The sequence below is a fragment of the Exiguobacterium sp. QJM3NY_9 genome (assembly GCF_056173545.1).
This window is the reverse complement of the sequence record NZ_CM149679.1, coordinates 717166-738235: the sequence shown is the minus strand read 5'-3', so window position 1 is coordinate 738235 and position 21070 is coordinate 717166. Positions and strand designations below refer to the sequence as shown.

The following is a 21070-nucleotide window of genomic DNA, read 5'->3' as shown; positions in this document are numbered from 1 at the left end:
AAAGCCTGATTAGATCAGGCTTTTTCTTATGATCAAACTTGAACCGGCTTGATGTTCCAAATCGCGTTCGCATATTCTTTAATCGTCCGGTCACTCGAGAAGACACCTGATTTTCCAATGTTCATAATAACCATTTGGTACCACTTTTCAGGGTTTTGATACGTCCGGTCGATTCGTTCTTGTGCCTGCTGATACGACTGGAAGTCTTTTAAAATCAAGTACTCATCGTTATACGTGATGAGCGAGTCATAAATCGCTTGAAACTCCCCAAGCGGGAATAATGAACCATCAACTAAGCTATCGACGATTCTCCGTAACTCCGGTTGTGAACTGTATTGGTCGTATGCATTATAGCCACCGTACTTTTTATAGTTCATGACCTCTTGCGGTGTGAGTCCGAAAATAAAGATATTTGCATCCTCGACCTCGTCCCGAATCTCAATGTTCGCTCCGTCAAGTGTCCCGATTGTCAAGGCCCCGTTCATCATGAACTTCATGTTTCCTGTACCAGACGCTTCATAACTCGCCGTCGAGATCTGCTCACTGACATCACTCGCCGGGAAGATTTTTTCAGCAAGCGAAACACGATAGTTTTCTAAGAACACGACTTTCATGTAAGAGCTGACTTCCGGATCAGAATTAATCAATTTTGCGAGTGCATTGATGTAACGAATGACTTCTTTCGCATAATGATACCCCGGCGCTGCTTTTGCTCCGAAAATAAAGGTCCGTGGTGTCATCTTGAAGGATTTATCTTCTTTTAGACGGTAATACAACGAATGGATATGCAAAGCATTAAGTAACTGGCGTTTATAGGCATGGAGACGCTTGACTTGCACATCAAAAATCGAATATGGATCGACAGTAATGCCTGTCTCCGCTTCAATCAATCGAGCAAGTTCCTGTTTATTTTCAAGCTTAATTTGTTTGATATCCTGTTGGAGTTGACGATCTTCCGACCATTTCGTCAACTTTTGCAAGTCTGACGGATGATTGATCCAGCTATCTCCAATCGCTTCCGTCACACGGTTCGCGAGTTGCGGGTTCGATAACAAGAACCAGCGACGATGCGTAATCCCGTTCGTTTTATTGTTGAAACGAAGTGGGAACATCTCGTAAAACAGACGCATCTCCCGTTGTTTCAGGATTTCAGTATGAATCTGTGCGACGCCGTTCGTCGAATGTGTCCCGACAACTGCTAAGTTCGCCATGTTGATCCGTCCATCGGCGATGATGGCGATTTCTTGCATGTGTGAAGCAAGGTGTGGATAGTTATCAAGGACGTCCTGACAGAAGCGACGATTAATTTCCTCGACGATTTGATAAATCCGCGGTAATAAATTTCTAAATAAGTCGACCGGCCAGCGCTCGAGCGCTTCGGCGAGCAATGTATGGTTCGTAAACGACATGACACTCTTCGTGATGCGCCACGCTTCTTCCCACTCATAGCCTTCCTCATCAATTAGAATTCGCATCAGTTCTGGAATCGCGACGACTGGGTGTGTGTCGTTGATATGAATCGCGATTTGATTTCCGAGCTGTTTAAACGATGCATTTCGTTTTTTGTGAGACAAGAGAATACTCCGTAAGCCGGCGGCAACAAAGAAATATTGTTGCTTCAAACGTAGGACTTTCCCTTCGTACGTTGTATCGTCCGGATAAAGAAACTCTGAAATCGTTTGAATCGATTGTTTATGTGCAAGTAAATCTTTATAGTTCCCGCTGTGCTGGTGCAACAGTTCATCATCATCATATGGAGATTCTGCGCTCCAAAGACGCAAGTTATTGACGACACCATTTTGATAGCCGACGATTGGCATATCATACGGGACGGCCCGGACAATTTCAGCTGGTTCATGATGGACACGGTACCCGCCGTCTACTTCCTCGAGCCAAACGTGTCCACCGAACGGAATATCGACTGCCTTATCGGGACGACGTATCTCCCACATGTTTCCGTTTTTGAGCCAGTTATCCGGGAGTTCGACTTGATAGCCGTCGATGATTTTTTGTTTAAATAAACCATACTGGTATCGAATTCCGTTCCCATGTCCAGGTAGACCGAGAGCTGCCAACGAGTCTAAGAAACATGCTGCTAATCGTCCGAGCCCTCCGTTACCAAGTCCTGGTTCCGGCTCTTCTTCCGTCAAGTCTGCTAGGTCGTAGCCAAGTTCCTCTAATCCCTCGCGAACTTCCTCGAGGACGTCTAAGCTCAGCAAGTTGTTGTACAGAAAACGTCCGAGCAAAAATTCGAGCGAGAAATAGTAGACTTGCTTACTCTTTTTATGGATATAGGTTTCCTTCGTGTGCATCCAATCTGATGTGACATATTCCCGGACCATGTAGGCGAGTGTTTGATACACATCATTCTCTGTTGCTTCACTCAGTGCTTTTCCGTGCATCGACACAAACCGCTCATTAAACCTCTTCTTGAACTTCTCTTTATCTTTAAACATGCCAAAACCTCATTTCTCTTAATCCCAATCAGTCAACAGATGGTGCGATGAGATGATAGAGTGCTAAATATTCATCGGCTGAGCGAATCCAGCTGAAATCTTCTTCCATTGCTGTCTCAATCAGATGCTTAAAGACTGGTTTATCTTGATAGACATCAATCGTTCGCTTGATCGCGTCAAGGAAGTCATGTGCATTATAATTCGAGAACGAGAAGCCATTTCCCTCTAATGTAAATTGATTGAATGGTGTCACCGTGTCTCGCAAACCACCTGTTTCACGGACGACAGGTAAAGAACCATACTTCATCGAAATCAATTGACTGAGTCCACACGGTTCAAAGCGTGACGGCATCAAGAACGCGTCGCTCCCTGCATAAATACGTTGAGCGAGTCCGACGTCAAAGCCGATGTATGAAGCCACTTTATCCGGACGAATTGTTGTCGCATGGTGGAACAAGCCCTCGTATTCCGCCTCACCTGACCCGAGAATGATAAACTGCGCGTCGAGTTCGAATAAATCAGGTAAAATGTGCGCAAGTAAATCAATTCCTTTTTGGTCGACAAGACGCGACACGAATCCGAAAAGTGGAACATCCGGATTGACCGGTAGACCCAATTCTTTTTGTAATGCTTCTTTATTTACTGCTTTTCCTTCTTCAGCCGTCTCAACATCATAATTCTCGACAAGATGCTCGTCTGTTTCCGGATTGAATTGACGGTAGTCAATTCCGTTTAAAATCCCACGAACATCGACTGCCCGGTGTTGCAAGATGGATTCTAGACTCTCGCCATAGTAGGGGTCCATGATTTCATCCCGATACGATGGGCTGACCGTCGTAATTTGATTGGCATGAACAAGTCCCGCTTTCATATAATTGACGAGACCATTATGCGCAAGTCCATCCATCGTAAAGTGTTCATGGCTGAGGCCAAGTAAATCGCCAAGAACTTCTTCTGGGAAAATACCTTGGTACTGCAAATTATGAATCGTAAAGACCGTCTTGATGTCTTGATAACGCTCAAGGTGTTGGTAATGAATTCGTAAGAAAGCTGGAATGACACCGGTCTGCCAATCATGACAATGAATGACATCTGGTACTTCCGCACGATCAAGGTGTTGAATCATCTCGAGGACAGCCCGGGAAAAGTATGCGAAACGCTCCGCATCGTCGTAATGACCATAAATAATCCCATCTCGATTAAAGTAGTATTCATTATCGATGAAATAAAATGTGACCCCATCCTGTTTCAGACGTAAGACGGCACCAAATTGTTGACGCCAGCCGACGGGTACGATGAAATCGAATAAAAATTCCATTTCCGACTTGAACTGTTCTTTAATTTGACCATAGTTCGGTAAGACAACGGATACTTCCGCACCCTCTTCAGCAAGCGCTAAAGGGAGCGAGCCGACGACGTCAGCTAGCCCCCCCGTCTTGATGAAGGGTGTCGCTTCTGTGGCAGCAAACCATACCTTCATGATGACATCCCCTTTAAACGATTGTTTGTTTTTTGATGACGATCGGTTCTTCCGCCGTTCCACGAATCACTTGTCCACGTTTGACAGTGACTTCTTTATCGAGAATCGCGTATTCGACGACTGCACCTTCTTCGATGACCGATTTTTGCATGATGATCGAATTTTTAACACGAGCATGTTTCCCGACTTTCACACCCCGGAATAAGATGCTGTCTTTCGCTGTTCCTTCTAATTTACATCCATTCGCGACGAGCGAGTTCTTGATCGTCGAGCCTGGGAGATAACGTGTCGGTGGTTCATGCTTAATCTTCGTGTAGACATGTTGGAAATCATTGATTGCTCCCCACTGCTCGAGCAATAGCATGCTCTCACGGTAATACGAGCGGAGCGAGTGGATGACTTGTGATGTGCCCTGATACTCGTACCCATGAACATGCAGACGGTTCAACTGCGAGCGAATGATGCTTTGAAGCAAATCATACTCGCCACGCCCGACTGCTTCGTCAACGAGACGGACGAACAGGTTTTTCGATAGGACGACTGTTTCCATATAGAATGTTTCGTCAGACGGTTCAAAACCGCGCGAACCAATCGCTGTCACTCGATTTTGATCACCAAAACGAATCGGACGGCAATATTTACATGGCAAGTCACGCTTCGTATAGACGACTGTGATGTCAGCATTCGATTCTTTATGTTCACGCAAGACATCGCGATAATCTACTGCCGATAACACATTCGAACCCGAAATCACGAGGTAGTTTTCTTTACTACGCAAGAAGAAGTCGCGGTGTAAATGGAAGTTTGATAAATCGCCCCGGAATTCATGAGCATCTTGTGATAATGCCGGTGGGAAGATATAGAGTCCCCCGTTCGAACGGTCAAGATCCCACTCTTTTCCCGACCCAAGGTGGTCCATCATCGCCCGGTACTTTTCAAGCGTAAAGACACCAATGTTGGCGATTTCATTTTGTACCATGTTCGTCAACGTGAAATCAATCAACCGATACCGTCCGGCGAATGGAACCGCGGCTAAATTTCGATGCTCCGTCAGTTCTTTAAAGAATCCTTCTTCTCCACTTAAATTAATGACACCCAATAGATCTGCTTTCATCGGTAGTTCCCCCTTATTGAATCGCTTCTTTTACGACTTCATTTTTCTTGATGACACTATTTGCCTCGATGACGAACACTTCGCCGCCCGGTGTACCGATTGTTGCGCCATCTTCAACGACGACGCCGTCCGCTAAAATCGCACGATGAATCGTGACATCTTTTCCGATTTTGACGTTCGGGAAAATGACCGAATCTTTCACGAGTGCACCTTCCGCAACATCAACGCCGTAGAAGAGAACGGAATGGTTGATTTCACCTTCAATGTGACAGCCTTCATTGATGATTGACGTTTCAATCGTCGCATTGTTTCCGATGTACTGTGGTTGCTGGTTCGGGTTAACGGAATGTACTTTCCACGATGGTTCATACAAGTCGAACTCTGGGTCCGCTTCAAGTAAATCCATATTCGCTTCCCATAACGACTGGATTGTCCCAACATCTTTCCAATATCCTTTAAATTTGTACGCGCGAATATTTAAGTTTTCAAACAACATATTCGGAATAATGTTTTTCCCGAAGTCAAAGCTTGACTCGGCATCCCCGGCGTCTTGAATAAGGTGACGTTTTAAAATATCCCAGTTGAAGACGTATATGCCCATTGAGGCTAAGTTCGATTTTGGATTTTCAGGTTTTTCTTCAAACTCATTGATTCGTAAATCATCATCTGTGTTCAAGATTCCAAAACGTGGTGCTTCTTCCCACGGCACTTCACGGACTGAAATCGTTACATCTGCCCCACCTTGACGATGCTCTTCAATCATCTTCTCATAATCCATCTTATAGATATGGTCTCCAGATAGGACGAGGACATAGTTTGGATCGTATTGATTGATGTAACTCATGTTCCGATAAATCGCGTTGGCCGTTCCTTCATACCAGTTCTTTCCGTTTTGGGCTTGATATGGAGGCAAGATCGTTAATCCCCCGTTTCGACGGTCTAAGTCCCAGGCACTCCCGATTCCGAGATAACGGTTCAATTCTAGTGGTTCATATTGCGTTAAGACACCGACCGTATCGATTCCCGAGTTCGTACAGTTCGATAATGGGAAATCAATGATTCGATATTTCCCTCCGAACGCGACTGCTGGTTTTGCAGTGTGTTTCGTAAGTGCCCCTAGACGTTTTCCTTCTCCACCAGCAAGTAGCATTGCCACAACATTCTTTTTAGCCATTTCGTCCCCTCCAGTTTATGCTCTTTCTTTACAGTCAGACCATGGTGTAGTTTTATACAGATACTCTTATATACCCACCTTTTCTCTTTTTAATATAACATTCCTGCAAAATAGGTTTATTAAAATACGAAATTCCGAAAAAACTTCTATTCCTTTGCTTAAAAGAGACCGATAATAAGAATGAAATGTCTTTTGAGAGGAGTTTTCATGAGAATTACGACTGGCTACCTTTTATTAATTGGACTTACTATCGGTTTACTTTTGACGTTGTTTTCCGTTCGCGACCAACTCGAGACGTCCCGCAAACTTTTCCATTGGGCAGATGTACAGACGACCCGTCAACCATTGACGTCGTACAAACCGATCACTGTCACATACGGCAAAGAGAAGGTAAAGTTGTACGATGGACTTCGCCGCGATGATTTAACAGCAAATGCGTTACCTAAAAAGGTCGAACAAACCTTCATCGCTATCGAAGATCAACGTTTCTATCAGCATGGTGGTTATGATATTACAGGAATTCTTCGCGCATTCACTGAAAATCAATCGACTGACCAAAAAGGGCAAGGTGGCAGTACGATTACACAACAATTGGCTCGAATGACGTATCTTTCAAACGAAAAAACATATACTAGAAAAATAAAAGAAATTTTAATCGCCATTTCATTGGAGCAAAAGTACTCCAAAAAAGAACTCTTAACGGCATATGTCAATCAAGCCTATTTCGCAAATAATATTTATGGAATCGAACTGGCATCATCGGCGTACCTCGGAAAAAAGGCGAACGATTTGACGTGGGCAGAAGTGAGTTATCTAGCAGCGATTCCGAACAACCCCACACTATACGATCCGTTACGTTCACCTCAAAATACAGAAAAACGTCAACAGCGGATTTTAAAAATTTTAGCAAATACAGACACGATACCAAAATCGATTAAAACAAAAGAAGTTGCATTGTCCTTCAATAAGCCGGTCATCCCATTCCCTGACTATATTGATGCAAGTGTCAAGGAAGCAATCCGTCAAACGGCCGCCATCAAAAAATTAGATTATGAGGCCGCACAACAATATCTGCATCAACATGGCGCGACGATTGCGACTTATTTGGATTCAACGGAGCAAACACGGGCCAAACAATCCATCGTGGCACTACCTAAGGAAATCGAAGGTGCTTATGTCGGAATTGATGGACGAACGCATGGTGTGACAGCACTTGTCGGCCATAAAACTGACTTACCTGGTCAATTCAATCGGGCAACACAATCCTTTCGTCAACCGGGATCCACATTAAAGCCCTTACTCGTCTACGGACCATACCTCGAGAAAACAAAAGCCACGTTAAGTAGTCCTCTTGACGGTCGTCCTGTTTGCTTTGACGGCTATTGTCCTGAAAATAGCGGGAACCGGATTCTTGGTGAAGTCACGCTTGCCGATGCCATTGCCTATTCCTATAACACGCCAGCCCTTCGTGCGTTTTCTGTCTCCTTCGCTGAAGGATTAAAAGCGATTCGTCCGTTTAAATTCAGCCAATGGTCGAAGCAAGACAATGCCTACACGAGTGCGTTAGGTGGATTAAAATATGGTGTTAGTCCTTACGAGTTAACGAATGCCTACACAACGCTTGCTAATGACGGCTTGTATAGTCCAGCATCCATGGTTCGAACCATCACCTTATCAAAAGGCGAAGGGACGCTGTATCGGCATACTGTTCAAAATGATCGCATTTGGTCGAGTCGGACAAACCAGGTGTTACGTAAAGGATTGACGAATGTCATGACATACGGAACAGGGCGTCTTGGTTATGATGCACGCCCCACTTATATCGGTGGAAAAACAGGGACGACGAATGATAATAAAGATATGTGGTTCGTCGGAATCAAAGATCAACACATAGGAGGGATTTGGTTAGGCGCAGACATCCCACGACCTTTCCCTGCCGAGGCCAACTCAACGCTTCAAGTAAGGACGTGGGCTAACATTCTACGCTGACGATCATTTCGGGAATAAAATCGCTTCGCCTAACGAATTGAACAAAGTCAATCCGACCCAGGCTAAGCCAGCCAGTAAGATGCCCCATGCAAGAAACAAAAAGACAATCAAGCCAATCGCTCCGGCCGCAGTCGTCATCTTGCTAATTTGAAAGGTATAAAAGAAAAAATAAATTAGGAATGAACTTGCTAATACGAGGCAGACGAGTGGGAACGATGTCATGAAAGCAAAGCTGATGCATCCACCGACGAGCAATAAAATGCTACCAGGTCGAAGCATACTGAGTGTCGTCCCAATCTGTTCCTTGATGAAGAAGGCAAACCCTAACTGATTGATTGTGTCTGAAATCAGTTTGAGCGTACTAAAAATCATAAAATAGACAATCAAAAAACCAAGCCAAACTAATAATTTAGTGTCACGTGCGCTCAAAATTTGTAACAATTCATTGTATACACCGACATCCTTTAGCCATGAGAGTGCTAACTCCGATGTCGCAATCGCAAGCGACGTACTGAACAACAGGATGCTAATCAACGGCGCATAACTTAACAGATAGACATTCGTCCGCATTTCTAATCTCCATTCATAGAAAATTCATATGTAGCACACAATTTCTCTTACAGGTATACTATAATAGATTATATCGGTTATTGAGACTGAAGGGGGAAGCAAAAATGGCATTTATTTTAATGATTGGTGTAAGTCTCGCTTTCTTGACAGCGATTTTCACTGCAGGCTACAACAAAAAACCTGAAGGTAACGAATAATAAAAAGGCGCTGATGCATCGAATATGATGCGTCAGCGCTTTTTTGTGTTTAAAGTAGTCCAGCGTACCCTTGCTGCCGTAATGCTTCATACACGATAATTGCAGCCGTATTTGAGACATTTAGCGAACGAACTAAATTTGACTGCGGTAATCGAATACAACGATCTGCATTTTGGTCGATGACTTCAAGCGGTAAGCCTTTTGTTTCTCGACCGAATACAAAGAAGTAGTCTTCCTCGACATTAGACAAATCAATTTGACTTGGATACTGTTCCCCATACTTCGTGATGTAATAAAACTTCCCTTCCGGGTGCTTCTCCCATAATTCTTCGAGTGAATCATGATATCTTACATCAACAAACTCCCAATAATCGAGTCCGGCTCGTTTCAACTGCTTATCATCCGTTGAAAAACCTAATGGACGGATTAAATGAAGAACGGAATGTGTCGCGGCACACGTCCTTGAGATATTTCCTGTATTTTGAGGAATCTCTGGTTGATACATTACAACATGAATTGCCATTATCTTCTCTCTCCTATCTCATGCGCAAGTAGCGCTTGTTTATGATCGATTCCACTCGCAAACCCCGTCAACTTTCCGGATGCCCCGATGATTCGATGACAAGGATAAATCAGCGCGATCGGGTTTCGATTCAGTGCCCCACCGACGGCTCGCGCTGCTTTTTCGGAACCCATCATTTTAGCTAATGTTCCATAACTCGCTGTTTCTCCGAATGGAATCCTTCGAAGATTTGTAAGAACACGCCGCTGAAAATCCGTCACGTCGAGGCGGCAACTAATGCGTTCTAGCGCATTTGGTAGACGATTTTCATAATCATCGAGAGCTTGTTTTAGATGCAGTGGAAGTGGCGCTTCGTACCGCTGTCCTTCTCGAACATATCGTTTAGCGCGCTCAGCATCAAGACCAAAATCTAAATAAACAACGACGTCGTCCTCCCAGGCAATCAGTAACTCTCCGAACGTGAACTTCACTTGTTTATACGGCATCGGGTTCCCTCCACTCCGACAAAAGACGCTCACCTTCCGTTTGGACATCCTGGGCGGAATCATTCATTAGTCGTTCTTCTACGTAACTTTTTTCATCGCCCCCCGCAATACGGCCAATCGCCCAGAGCGCGAGAGCCCGCATATCATCACGTGGATCTGTTTCTGCCATCAAGCGCAGAGCATCAAGCGCTGTCTTGTCTTGATAATGAACGAGTGCACAAATCGCATTTCGTTGAATCGGCTTCTTTCCACGCCAAGCTCCTGAAAGCGAACCGAATTTCGCTTTGAATTCACGATTGCTGAGCGACAAGATTGGAATTAAGAGTGGTTTGACTTGTTCCGGGTCCGGCTGCAATTCAGCATGTTGCGTCGCATGTTTTTTTCGATTGTAAGGACAAACTTGCTGACATGTATCACAGCCGTATAAGCGATTACCTAATGCGTAACGGAAATCTTCCGGAATCAGCGTCTTCGTTTGGGTAATGAAGGAGATACAACGTTTCGCATCAATTACCCCCGGCTCGACTAATGCATCCGTCGGACAGGCATCGATGCACTTATTACACGTTCCGCAGAGTTCTTCAACCGCTTGATCAGGAGGTAAGTAAAGATCTGTAATCAATTCACCGAGGTAAAGATAAGACCCATGTTCTTCGCTAATGATCGAACAATTCTTTCCGCTAAAACCAATTCCTGCCCGTTCTGCGACGGCGCGATCGACGAGTTCACCAGTATCCACCATCGAACGTGTCTTTGCTCCAGGCGATAACTCTTCGATTTTTTTCTCTAGTAGCTGGAGTCGTTGATTCAGCGCCTGATGATAATCAAGCCCCCAAGAAGAGCGACCAAAAATCCCACGCCGTTCCCCGGCTTTCCCACGTGGTGCATCCGTTAACTTACTCGGGTAAGCAACTGCAATCGCGATGATTGATACGGCGTCATCTAGCAACAGTTTCGGAGTTGTCCGTTTTTCGAGATCAGGTTCTTCAAAACCAGATGCATAATTTTTATCCTGCTGATCAATCAATCGTTGTTTCATCGTTAAAAATGGATCGGCCGTCGTCACCCGAAACACATCGATCCCAATCTCTAAAGCATATGCTTGAAGTGTTTCTTTAAGTTGTTCTCCGCGCATGACAGATCCCTCCTTTCATCATTCTATCCTAAACAAAAAGAGCAATGTGTCAGATGAAAACGACACGTTGCTCTTTTAAATAAGCGGGTGAAGGGAATCGAACCCTCATCATCAGCTTGGAAGGCTGAGGTTTTACCACTAAACTACACCCGCATGGGTTAAAACTAAGATTGTGAAAAGGTAAAGCGGGTGAAGGGAATCGAACCCTCATCATCAGCTTGGAAGGCTGAGGTTTTACCACTAAACTACACCCGCAAGATACCGGTGGTCGGAATCGAACCGACACTCCAAAGGAACACGATTTTGAGTCGTGCGCGTCTACCAGTTCCGCCACACCGGCACAATCTCTTGCAAAACTATTGAATTGAAAAGAATTGGAGGCGCCAGTCAGAATCGAACTGACGATAGAGGAGTTGCAGTCCTCTGCCTTACCACTTGGCTATGGCGCCACTCGTTGGAGCGGAAGACGGGATTCGAACCCGCGACCCCGACCTTGGCAAGGTCGTATTCTACCACTGAACTACTTCCGCTTAAAAAGCTGGGCTGGAAGGGATCGAACCTTCGCGTGCTGGAATCAAAATCCAGTGCCTTACCACTTGGCTACAGCCCAATAATAAGAGGGCGACTGATGGGAATTGAACCCACGAATGCCGGAATCACAATCCGGTGCGTTAACCACTTCGCCACAATCGCCATAATAAACAGGGGCAGCAGGAATCGAACCCGCGCTGACGGTTTTGGAGACCGTAGTTCTACCGCTAAACTATGCCCCTATGGTGGTGGGGGGGGGCGGATTCGAACCGCCGAACCCGAGGGAGCGGATTTACAGTCCGCCGCGTTTAGCCACTTCGCTACCCCCCCACAAATGGGAAATCAACTTCATTCTTCTATAAAAGGTGGCTTTGGACGGAATCGAACCGCCGACACGAGGATTTTCAGTCCTCTGCTCTACCGACTGAGCTACAAAGCCTTAACAATGGCGGTCCTGACGGGATTCGAACCCGCGATCTCCTGCGTGACAGGCAGGCATGTTAACCGCTACACCACAGGACCGTATGTATTGCGGGGGCCGGATTTGAACCGACGACCTTTGGGTTATGAGCCCAACGAGCTACCAGACTGCTCCACCCCGCGATGATAAAAATGGTGACCCGTACGGGAATCGAACCCGTGTTACCGCCGTGAAAGGGCGGTGTCTTAACCGCTTGACCAACGGGCCATCGTAGTAAAATTGAAACGTTACATATAATTATGGCGGAGAGCAAGGGATTCGAACCCTTGAGACGCTTATGACGCCTACACGATTTCCAATCGTGCTCCTTCGGCCACTCGGACAGCTCTCCAGTGAACGTGGTGAAGAAGTTATTAATGGCTCCGCAAGTAGGATTTGAACCTACGACCTACCGGTTAACAGCCGGTTGCTCTACCACTGAGCTATTGCGGAACGATCGCCTGGCAGCGTCCTATCCTCACAGGGGGAAGCCCCCAACTACTTTCGGCGTTCAAGTGCTTAACTTCCGTGTTCGGCATGGGAACGGGTGTGACCACTTGGCTATCGCCACCAGACATCTATTATCTTAACATTATGTTTCCATAACGTCAAGCACTTTTTTTGAAAGGCTCGCGCCCTCAAAACTGAAGTCATCAACAAAATCATCTGCTAGAACAAGGCCTCGACCGATTAGTATCACTCAGCTCCGCATGTCACCATGCTTCCACCCGTGACCTATCTACCTCATCGTCTCTGAGGGGTCTTTCTTGATTACTCAAAGGGAAATCTCATCTTGGAGGGGGCTTCATGCTTAGATGCTTTCAGCATTTATCCCGTCCGCACGTAGCTACCCAGCGATGCTCCTGGCGGAACAACTGGTACACCAGCGGTGCGTCCATCCCGGTCCTCTCGTACTAAGGACAGCTCTCCTCAAATTTCCTGCGCCCACGACGGATAGGGACCGAACTGTCTCACGACGTTCTGAACCCAGCTCGCGTACCGCTTTAATGGGCGAACAGCCCAACCCTTGGGACCTACTCCAGCCCCAGGATGCGATGAGCCGACATCGAGGTGCCAAACCTCCCCGTCGATGTGGACTCTTGGGGGAGATCAGCCTGTTATCCCCAGGGTAGCTTTTATCCGTTGAGCGATGGCCCTTCCATGCGGAACCACCGGATCACTAAGCCCGACTTTCGTCCCTGCTCGACTTGTAGGTCTCGCAGTCAAGCTCCCTTCTGCCTTTGCGCTCTACGAATGATTTCCAACCATTCTGAGGGAACCTTTGGGCGCCTCCGTTACTGTTTAGGAGGCGACCGCCCCAGTCAAACTACCCGCCTGACACGGTCCTCCAGCCGGATTACGGCTGCGAGTTAGAGACTCTATGCATGAAGGGCGGTATCCCAAGGGTGACTCCTCCGAAGCTGGCGCTCCGGTCTCGACGTCTCCCGCCTATCCTGTACATCATGCACAAAGCCTCAATATCAGGCTGTAGTAAAGCTCCATGGGGTCTTTCCGTCCTGTCGCGGGTAACCTGCATCTTCACAGGTACTATGATTTCACCGGGTCTCTCGTTGAGACAGTGCCCAAATCGTTACGCCTTTCGTGCGGGTCGGAACTTACCCGACAAGGAATTTCGCTACCTTAGGACCGTTATAGTTACGGCCGCCGTTTACTGGGGCTTCGGTTCAAAGCTTCGCTTGCGCTAACCCATCCCCTTAACCTTCCAGCACCGGGCAGGCGTCAGCCCCTATACGTCATCTTGCGATTTAGCAGAGACCTGTGTTTTTGCTAAACAGTCGTTTGGGCCTATTCACTGCGGCTCTACTCATGTAGAGCGTCCCTTCTCCCGAAGTTACGGGACCATTTTGCCGAGTTCCTTAACGAGAGTTATCCCGCGCGTCTTAGAATTCTCATCCCGCCTACCTGTGTCGGTTTACGGTACTGGCACCTTCCACCTCACTAGAGGCTTTTCTTGGCAGTGTGAAATCGTGACCTTCGTCCCTAGGGGACTCCGCGTCGTTCCTCGATCTTGGTGCCTGACGGATTTGCCAATCAGACAATCTCGAAACTTACACATGCACTTCCATCCGCATGCGTCACTATCCTCCTGCGTCCCCCCATTGTTCAAACGGTGGATCGGTGGTACAGGAATATCAACCTGTTATCCATCGCCTACGCCTTTCGGCCTCGGCTTAGGTCCAGACTAACCCTGAGCGGACGAGCCTTCCTCAGGAAACCTTGGGCTTTCGACGGAGGGGATTCTCACCCCTCTTTTCGCTACTCACACCGGCATTCTCACTTCCAAACGCTCCACTGCTCCTTCCGGTACAGCTTCACAGCGGTTTGGAACGCTCCCCTACCATTCCTTACGGAATCCGCAGCTTCGGTGGTATGTTTAGCCCCGTTACATTTTCGGCGCGGCGCCACTCGACTAGTGAGCTATTACGCACTCTTTGAATGGTGGCTGCTTCTAAGCCAACATCCTAGCTGTCTAGGCAGCGCCACATCCTTTTCCACTTAACATACACTTTGGGACCTTAGCTGGCGGTCTGGGCTGTTTCCCTCTTGACTACGGATCTTATCACTCGCAGTCTGACTCCCGAGTATAAGTTGCCGGCATTCGGAGTTTAACTGAATTCGGTAACCCTGTGGGGGCCCCTAGTCCAATCAGTGCTCTACCTCCGGAACTCTCAACCTCGAGGCTAGCCCTAAAGCTATTTCGGGGAGAACCAGCTATCTCCAGGTTCGATTGGCATTTCACCGCTACCCACACCTCATCCCCGCACTTTTCAACGTGCGTGGGTTCGGACCTCCAGTCAGTGTTACCTGACCTTCATCCTGGACATGGGTAGATCACCTGGTTTCGGGTCTACGACAACGCACTATGGCGCCCTATTCAGACTCGCTTTCGCTACGGCTCCGCCTCATCAGCTTAACCTCGCGCGCTATCGTAACTCGCCGGTTCATTCTACAAAAGGCACGCCATCACCCATTAACGGGCTCTGACTACTTGTAGGCATACGGTTTCAGGATCTATTTCACTCCCCTTCCGGGGTGCTTTTCACCTTTCCCTCACGGTACTGGTTCACTATCGGTCACTAGGGAGTATTTAGCCTTGGGAGATGGTCCTCCCGGATTCCGACGGGGTTTCACGTGTCCCGCCGTACTCAGGATCCACTCTGGAGGGAAAACAGTTTCAGCTACAGGGCTGTCACCTTCTTCGGCCGACCTTTCCAGGTCATTCACCTACTGTCTTCCTTTTTGACTCCGTATAGAGTGTCCTACAACCCCGGAGAGCATGCTCTCCGGTTTGGGCTGTTCCCGTTTCGCTCGCCGCTACTCAGGGAATCGCATTTGCTTTCTCTTCCTCCGGGTACTTAGATGTTTCAGTTCCCCGGGTCTGCCTCACGCTACACTATGTATTCATGTAACATGTCCCATCCCATTACGGATGGTGGGTTCCCCCATTCGGAAATCCTCGGATCAAAGCATACTTACTGCTCCCCGAAGCATATCGCTGTTCGTCGCGTCCTTCATCGGCTCCTAGTGCCAAGGCATCCACCGTACGCCCTTCATACCTTGATCTAGCATTTTGGTATTCTAAGAACACACGTCTAATGACATGGTTATAAAAATTTGATGTCTTGTTGATGTCTTCAGTTTTCAAGGTGCGAGTGTCTCTATCGAGACTAGAGAGACGAGCTCTCAAAACTGAACGATGGGCATGTCCCTTACGGGACGTTTTCCTTAGAAAGGAGGTGATCCAGCCGCACCTTCCGATACGGCTACCTTGTTACGACTTCACCCCAATCATCTACCCCACCTTCGACGGCTGGCTCCTTGCGGTTACCTCACCGGCTTCGGGTGTTGCAAACTCTCGTGGTGTGACGGGCGGTGTGTACAAGACCCGGGAACGTATTCACCGCAGTATGCTGACCTGCGATTACTAGCGATTCCGACTTCATGCAGGCGAGTTGCAGCCTGCAATCCGAACTGGGAACGGCTTTCTGGGATTGGCTCCACCTCGCGGTCTCGCTGCCCTTTGTACCGTCCATTGTAGCACGTGTGTAGCCCAACTCATAAGGGGCATGATGATTTGACGTCATCCCCACCTTCCTCCGGTTTGTCACCGGCAGTCTCCCTAGAGTGCCCAACTAAATGCTGGCAACTAAGGATAGGGGTTGCGCTCGTTGCGGGACTTAACCCAACATCTCACGACACGAGCTGACGACAACCATGCACCACCTGTCACCCTTGTCCCCGAAGGGAAAACTTGATCTCTCAAGCGGTCAAGGGGATGTCAAGAGTTGGTAAGGTTCTTCGCGTTGCTTCGAATTAAACCACATGCTCCACCGCTTGTGCGGGTCCCCGTCAATTCCTTTGAGTTTCAGCCTTGCGGCCGTACTCCCCAGGCGGAGTGCTTAATGCGTTAGCTTCAGCACTGAGGGGCGGAAACCCCCCAACACCTAGCACTCATCGTTTACGGCGTGGACTACCAGGGTATCTAATCCTGTTTGCTCCCCACGCTTTCGCGCCTCAGCGTCAGTTACAGACCAAAGAGTCGCCTTCGCCACTGGTGTTCCTCCACATCTCTACGCATTTCACCGCTACACATGGAATTCCACTCTTCTCTTCTGTACTCAAGCCTTCCAGTTTCCAATGACCCTCCCCGGTTGAGCCGGGGGCTTTCACATCAGACTTAAAAGGCCGCCTGCGCGCGCTTTACGCCCAATAATTCCGGACAACGCTTGCCACCTACGTATTACCGCGGCTGCTGGCACGTAGTTAGCCGTGGCTTTCTCGCAAGGTACCGTCAGGATACGAGCATTACCTCTCGTATCTGTTCTTCCCTTACAACAGAGTTTTACGATCCGAAAACCTTCATCACTCACGCGGCGTTGCTCCATCAGACTTTCGTCCATTGTGGAAGATTCCCTACTGCTGCCTCCCGTAGGAGTCTGGGCCGTGTCTCAGTCCCAGTGTGGCCGATCACCCTCTCAGGTCGGCTATGCATCGTCGCCTTGGTAGGCCATTACCCCACCAACTAGCTAATGCACCGCAAGGCCATCTCAAGGTGACGCCGGAGCGCCTTTCATCATCGGACCATGCGGTCCGAAGAACTATCCGGTATTAGCTCCGATTTCTCGGAGTTATCCCAATCCTTGAGGCAGGTTCCTTACGTGTTACTCACCCGTCCGCCGCTCATTCCACTCGCTTCCCTCCGAAGAGTTCCACGAGCTTCCTGCGCTCGACTTGCATGTATTAGGCACGCCGCCAGCGTTCGTCCTGAGCCAGGATCAAACTCTCCATAAAGTGTTTGACTTGCTCGTTTTTGTGACTAAAAGTCACGTTGACGAAGCTTGCGCTTCATTCATTGTTTGTATCCGAAGATACGTTTTTTGCCTCATCGTTCAGTTTTCAAAGTTCGTCGTGTCGTGTTAGCGACTTTAATAAGATATCATGGAATAACTTAACCGTCAATCCTTTTTCTTATTTTTTTAATTTGTTTTCGTCGTTCAGAGCGTGTCGCCCTGTCGACATGTATTAATATACTATCTCAAAATAGTAACGTCAACAGATTTTAATAAAAAACTTTTAATTATTTTTTTCTTCTATATATAGTATTTTCGATTCGCGATAAAAAACATATGAACCAATCGTTTAAACGACTGGTTCATATGTTACGAGTTCCACGCCCGTACCTTTTGTTTGACGATAAGAGATGCGAATTAACCCTTTACGCATAAAGAAATCGACTAAACTACCTAAATCAACCTTCAGTTCCTGCAATCGTTCATTTTCCATGAGTTCATACATCGTCCACGGGATTGTTCTTTCACGCATCACTTCAAACAAATACTTTCCACCGGATAATACTTTCGATTGAAGTAGATGTTCCAGACCAATCAAAGCTAAATGGATTCGCAATTCAAGTGTTTCTTCACTTAATAGTAATTGCTGGTATAACTTGTACACTTCCGGATCATCCATGCGAGCTTGTTCCCAGACGACAATTTCAGGATGTGCTCCTTTTTCAAGAACAGAAAGCCGTGCTAAATGATGTAAAGCATGATGCACGTGCGTGTAAGCATCATAGTAGTTACCGCGACTAAAGAGATTACGCCCGTCTTGAAAACGACGTAGTAGTTTCGCAAAAGACAGTGACATTTGCAGGCAACGTTCTGCTTCCGGGAAGTTCAACAGCCTTTTTTTCATATCAGTTAAATAATCATTGCGTTCAAAAATAATTGTTCCTTCGGATATCCAATGGACAGCTCGCCGATTCGCGTTCAGTACAATCCATCGTGACAGTACATCTTCATGGACGACATGAAGTGACACCTTGAGTGTATCTAGGCGGTAGTGTTTGATTGTCCATTCAATAGAGGAGTCCCGCGTAACAACTAGTAACAGTATATCAAATTGGTCCGTCAATGAATCCTTCGGTTGCTGTTTTTCAACAGCGATGATCCCTTGCGTTTCTTGATAGGCAGCATATTCGGAATAAATTGTTCTTGTGACTTGTTCCATTCAATTCTCACCCTTCTTCACTCATACTCATCCGTTACCATTTTCGACAAAAATTCATTGTTTCCTTCTTCAGGACATAAGCTACAATATGCTAGACTGTCGTTAGGGGGAATTCAATTGAAAAAACAACGCAAGAATAAAATAAACCGCGCCCGTAACTTGGCGATGTTCCTCGTTTTTGGTGGAATGCTCGTTATGTATGGTGGTCTTCTATTAAAACAATTTGAAATCATCATGGTTATTTTAATGCTACTCGGTTTTGTCATGGTCTTAGCGAGTACTGCCTTATATTTCTTGATTGGTTTAACTTCAACGAAAGCAGCCGTTGTCACTTGTCCGAACTGTGGAAAAGAAACAAAAGTCCTCGGTCGCGTCGATTTATGTATGCATTGCGATGAGCCACTCACGATGGACCAAGAACTTGAAGGAAAAGAATTCGATGAAAAATACAATAAACATAATAAACGAGCTCCCCGTTAAAGGAAGCTCGTTTTTATTGTACGTTTGATTGGCATTCAGGACACGTCCCGTATACTTCGAGACGATGACGATCTACTTTAAATCCAGTCAAATGTGCAGCGACCGTCTCGACATCATCGAGAACCGGATAATTGAAGTCGACGATTTTACCGCACCCTTCACATATCATATGATAATGACGTGTCGTAACGAAATCGAATCGGCTCGAAGCGTCTCCATAGTTCATCTCTTCAACGATTCCTTTTTCACGGAAAACACGTAAATTATTATAAACTGTCGCCACACTCATATTTGGAAAACGATGTTCGAGCGCACGATAGATATCATCTGCCGTCGGATGCGTATGTCCTGTCGTCAAGTATTCCAAGATTGCGTGACGTTGTGGTGTCATGCGAACGCCCGAGTCCCGTAAAGATCGTACTGCGTCATCTAGCATTTCGTTAGCCACGTCCATCCCCTCATTTCTATCTTTCATTGATTATTAGATTGTAATCTTTATAATTAGTCTACCTACATTATTCCCGTCCGTCAACGGCTCTGCTTCTGATTTGACGTCCGTGATACAATCATATCGTGATATTTTTCACGAATCAACGATTGGAGGAATCATCCATGTCAACCCATTCTACACGCCCGACTTCTGAGGCGTTATACGACGTCGCACAAAAATGTATCGTCGGAGGTGTCAACAGTCCATCCCGCTCTTTTAAGGCCGTCGGAGGAGGCGCCCCCGTTTATATGGAACGTGGAGAAGGTGCTTACTTTTACGATGTCGATGGCAATCGTTATATCGATTACTTAGCCGCTTACGGTCCAATCATCACCGGGCACGGGCACTCACATATTACGGAAGCGATTACGCATGCGGCGCAAAATGGTCTCCTATATGGTACGCCTCACCGCCTAGAAATCGACTTCGCACATAAGCTTCAACAAGCGATTCCGTCTTTAGAAAAAGTTCGCTTTACGAATTCAGGAACCGAGGCGGTCATGACGACGATACGCGTCGCGCGTGCCTACACGGGTCGTGAACTCGTCGTGAAATTCAGCGGCTGTTACCACGGACATTCTGATTTAATGTTGATTGCAGCAGGAAGTGGTCCAGCAACACTCGGTTCACCGGACTCTGCCGGTGTAACGAAAGCAACAGCGAAAGAAGTCTTGACGACACCGTTCAACGATGTCGAAGCTTATCGTCAAATCATGGCTGAATGGGGCGATCAAGTTGCCTGTGTCCTCGTCGAACCGATCGTTGGGAACTTCGGGATTGTCGAACCGCATCCTGGATTCCTCGAAGCCATCAATGAGATTACTCATGAGCACGGCGCACTCGTCATCTACGATGAAGTCATCACGGCGTTCCGCTTCACATACGGCAGTGCTCAAGAACTATTGAATATCCGTCCTGATATGACGGCACTCGGCAAGATCATCGGTGGTGGTCTTCCGATCGGTGCATACGGCGGTCGTAAAGACATCATGGAACACGTCGCTCCGCTCGGTCCTGCTTATCAAGCTGGAACGATGGCTGGAAATCCGGCATCGATGGCAGCAGGTATCGCTTGCCTAGAGTTACTTGAACAGCCTGGTGTCTACGAAGAATTCGAACGTCTCGGCGCGAAGCTCGAACAAGGGATTCTCGCGGCCGCCGCTACTCATGACGTCACGATTACAATCAATCGTCTAAAAGGAGCTTTGACGGTCTACTTCACGGATGAAACGGTCACTGACTACCTCGGTGCGGAGCGCGCAAATAGCGAGATGTTTGGTCGTTTCTTCAAATTGATGCTCGAGCAAGGTATCAATCTTGCCCCTTCAAAATATGAAGCGTGGTTCTTGACGACAGCTCACACGGATGCAGACATCGATGAGACGATCGCTGCCGTCAATCGTGCGTTCGCACAATTGTAAGCTGTTCATTCTTTATACAAAAAGGCTATTCCGA

13 protein-coding genes, 15 tRNA genes and 3 rRNA genes are annotated in these 21070 nt (G+C 47.1%); 3 read left to right on the top strand and 28 right to left on the bottom strand.

Features of this window, described 5'->3' with window-relative positions; genetic code table 11:
- Positions 1–32 precede the first annotated feature (32 nt).
- From AC0VYQ_RS03675 to AC0VYQ_RS03660, 4 genes are read right to left on the bottom strand one after another with little or no spacing between them, the layout of a single operon-like run.
- A complete protein-coding gene (locus AC0VYQ_RS03675) occupies positions 33–2456 on the bottom strand; it encodes a glycogen/starch/alpha-glucan phosphorylase (protein WP_475404270.1) in 2424 nt (807 codons plus the stop codon).
- 28 nt (positions 2457–2484) lie between these two features.
- Positions 2485–3936 (bottom strand): glycogen synthase GlgA, encoded by a 1452-nt coding sequence (gene glgA, locus AC0VYQ_RS03670; RefSeq protein WP_214767946.1) that lies wholly within the window; start codon positions 3934–3936, stop codon positions 2485–2487.
- Positions 3937–3949: 13 nt separating this feature from the next.
- A complete protein-coding gene (gene glgD / locus AC0VYQ_RS03665) occupies positions 3950–5050 on the bottom strand; it encodes a glucose-1-phosphate adenylyltransferase subunit GlgD (RefSeq protein ID WP_029332793.1) in 1101 nt (366 codons plus the stop codon).
- A gap of 13 nt (positions 5051–5063) precedes the next feature.
- A complete protein-coding gene (locus tag AC0VYQ_RS03660; RefSeq protein WP_029332792.1) occupies positions 5064–6224 on the bottom strand; it encodes a glucose-1-phosphate adenylyltransferase in 1161 nt (386 codons plus the stop codon).
- Between the two features lie 207 nt (positions 6225–6431).
- On the opposite strand from AC0VYQ_RS03660, the gene AC0VYQ_RS03655 reads away from it, so the two are divergent.
- Positions 6432–8213, top strand: coding sequence for a transglycosylase domain-containing protein (locus AC0VYQ_RS03655; RefSeq protein ID WP_475404269.1), 1782 nt, complete (start codon positions 6432–6434; stop codon positions 8211–8213).
- Positions 8214–8216: 3 nt separating this feature from the next.
- Here the strand turns inward: AC0VYQ_RS03655 and AC0VYQ_RS03650 are convergent, their stop codons facing one another.
- The 23 genes from AC0VYQ_RS03650 to AC0VYQ_RS03540 all read right to left on the bottom strand — a co-directional run bounded on the left by AC0VYQ_RS03650 (position 8217) and on the right by AC0VYQ_RS03540 (position 18645).
- Positions 8217–8783 carry a DUF5366 family protein gene (locus AC0VYQ_RS03650; RefSeq protein ID WP_029332790.1) on the bottom strand — a complete coding sequence of 189 codons (567 nt, stop codon included), beginning with the start codon at positions 8781–8783 and terminating at the stop codon, positions 8217–8219.
- 246 nt (positions 8784–9029) lie between these two features.
- The gene (gene trmL / locus AC0VYQ_RS03645) at positions 9030–9503 is read right to left on the bottom strand and encodes a tRNA (uridine(34)/cytosine(34)/5-carboxymethylaminomethyluridine(34)-2'-O)-methyltransferase TrmL (protein WP_029332789.1); all 474 of its coding nucleotides are present in this window, start codon (positions 9501–9503) and stop codon (positions 9030–9032) included.
- Complete coding sequence (locus tag AC0VYQ_RS03640) at positions 9503–9988, bottom strand: methylated-DNA--[protein]-cysteine S-methyltransferase (protein ID WP_475404268.1); 486 nt, start codon at positions 9986–9988, stop codon at positions 9503–9505. The genes trmL and AC0VYQ_RS03640 overlap by 1 nt, the downstream gene beginning before the upstream one ends.
- On the bottom strand, positions 9978–11123 hold the full coding sequence (queG, locus tag AC0VYQ_RS03635; RefSeq protein ID WP_214767949.1) for a tRNA epoxyqueuosine(34) reductase QueG: 1146 nt from the start codon (positions 11121–11123) through the stop codon (positions 9978–9980). The genes AC0VYQ_RS03640 and queG overlap by 11 nt, the downstream gene beginning before the upstream one ends.
- A gap of 82 nt (positions 11124–11205) precedes the next feature.
- A tRNA-Gly gene (locus AC0VYQ_RS03630) sits at positions 11206–11276 on the bottom strand.
- 31 nt (positions 11277–11307) lie between these two features.
- Positions 11308–11378, bottom strand: a tRNA-Gly gene (locus tag AC0VYQ_RS03625).
- A gap of 4 nt (positions 11379–11382) precedes the next feature.
- Positions 11383–11463: transfer RNA gene (locus AC0VYQ_RS03620), tRNA-Leu, on the bottom strand.
- A gap of 35 nt (positions 11464–11498) precedes the next feature.
- Positions 11499–11572 (bottom strand) — tRNA-Cys (locus AC0VYQ_RS03615).
- A gap of 6 nt (positions 11573–11578) precedes the next feature.
- A tRNA-Gly gene (locus AC0VYQ_RS03610) sits at positions 11579–11653 on the bottom strand.
- A gap of 8 nt (positions 11654–11661) precedes the next feature.
- Positions 11662–11733: transfer RNA gene (locus tag AC0VYQ_RS03605), tRNA-Gln, on the bottom strand.
- 10 nt (positions 11734–11743) lie between these two features.
- Positions 11744–11816: transfer RNA gene (locus AC0VYQ_RS03600), tRNA-His, on the bottom strand.
- A gap of 9 nt (positions 11817–11825) precedes the next feature.
- Positions 11826–11896 (bottom strand) — tRNA-Trp (locus AC0VYQ_RS03595).
- 4 nt (positions 11897–11900) lie between these two features.
- Positions 11901–11984: transfer RNA gene (locus AC0VYQ_RS03590), tRNA-Tyr, on the bottom strand.
- 36 nt (positions 11985–12020) lie between these two features.
- Positions 12021–12093: transfer RNA gene (locus tag AC0VYQ_RS03585), tRNA-Phe, on the bottom strand.
- Positions 12094–12100: 7 nt separating this feature from the next.
- Positions 12101–12176: transfer RNA gene (locus tag AC0VYQ_RS03580), tRNA-Asp, on the bottom strand.
- Positions 12177–12183: 7 nt separating this feature from the next.
- Positions 12184–12257, bottom strand: a tRNA-Met gene (locus AC0VYQ_RS03575).
- A gap of 10 nt (positions 12258–12267) precedes the next feature.
- Positions 12268–12342: transfer RNA gene (locus AC0VYQ_RS03570), tRNA-Glu, on the bottom strand.
- A gap of 33 nt (positions 12343–12375) precedes the next feature.
- A tRNA-Ser gene (locus tag AC0VYQ_RS03565) sits at positions 12376–12466 on the bottom strand.
- A gap of 26 nt (positions 12467–12492) precedes the next feature.
- Positions 12493–12567 (bottom strand) — tRNA-Asn (locus AC0VYQ_RS03560).
- Between the two features lie 6 nt (positions 12568–12573).
- A 5S ribosomal RNA gene (gene rrf / locus AC0VYQ_RS03555) occupies positions 12574–12689 on the bottom strand.
- Positions 12690–12784: 95 nt separating this feature from the next.
- Positions 12785–15699: ribosomal RNA gene (locus AC0VYQ_RS03550) — 23S ribosomal RNA — on the bottom strand.
- A 166-nt stretch (positions 15700–15865) separates the two neighbouring features.
- Positions 15866–17427, bottom strand: a 16S ribosomal RNA gene (locus AC0VYQ_RS03545).
- The 16S, 23S and 5S rRNA genes sit together here with 15 tRNA genes alongside, the layout of an rRNA operon.
- A gap of 348 nt (positions 17428–17775) precedes the next feature.
- Positions 17776–18645, bottom strand: a complete 870-nt coding sequence (locus AC0VYQ_RS03540; RefSeq protein WP_029332786.1) for a nucleotidyltransferase-like protein — start codon at positions 18643–18645, stop codon at positions 17776–17778.
- A 117-nt stretch (positions 18646–18762) separates the two neighbouring features.
- On the opposite strand from AC0VYQ_RS03540, the gene AC0VYQ_RS03535 reads away from it, so the two are divergent.
- On the top strand, positions 18763–19125 hold the full coding sequence (locus AC0VYQ_RS03535) for a DUF2614 family zinc ribbon-containing protein (RefSeq protein WP_029332785.1): 363 nt from the start codon (positions 18763–18765) through the stop codon (positions 19123–19125).
- Between the two features lie 13 nt (positions 19126–19138).
- Here AC0VYQ_RS03535 and perR read toward each other — a convergent pair whose 3' ends face one another.
- The gene (gene perR, locus AC0VYQ_RS03530) at positions 19139–19561 is read right to left on the bottom strand and encodes a peroxide-responsive transcriptional repressor PerR (protein ID WP_369834779.1); all 423 of its coding nucleotides are present in this window, start codon (positions 19559–19561) and stop codon (positions 19139–19141) included.
- A 176-nt stretch (positions 19562–19737) separates the two neighbouring features.
- Here perR and AC0VYQ_RS03525 point away from each other — a divergent pair, with 176 nt between their 5' ends.
- On the top strand, positions 19738–21036 hold the full coding sequence (locus AC0VYQ_RS03525; RefSeq protein ID WP_475404267.1) for a glutamate-1-semialdehyde 2,1-aminomutase: 1299 nt from the start codon (positions 19738–19740) through the stop codon (positions 21034–21036).
- Positions 21037–21070 lie beyond the last annotated feature (34 nt).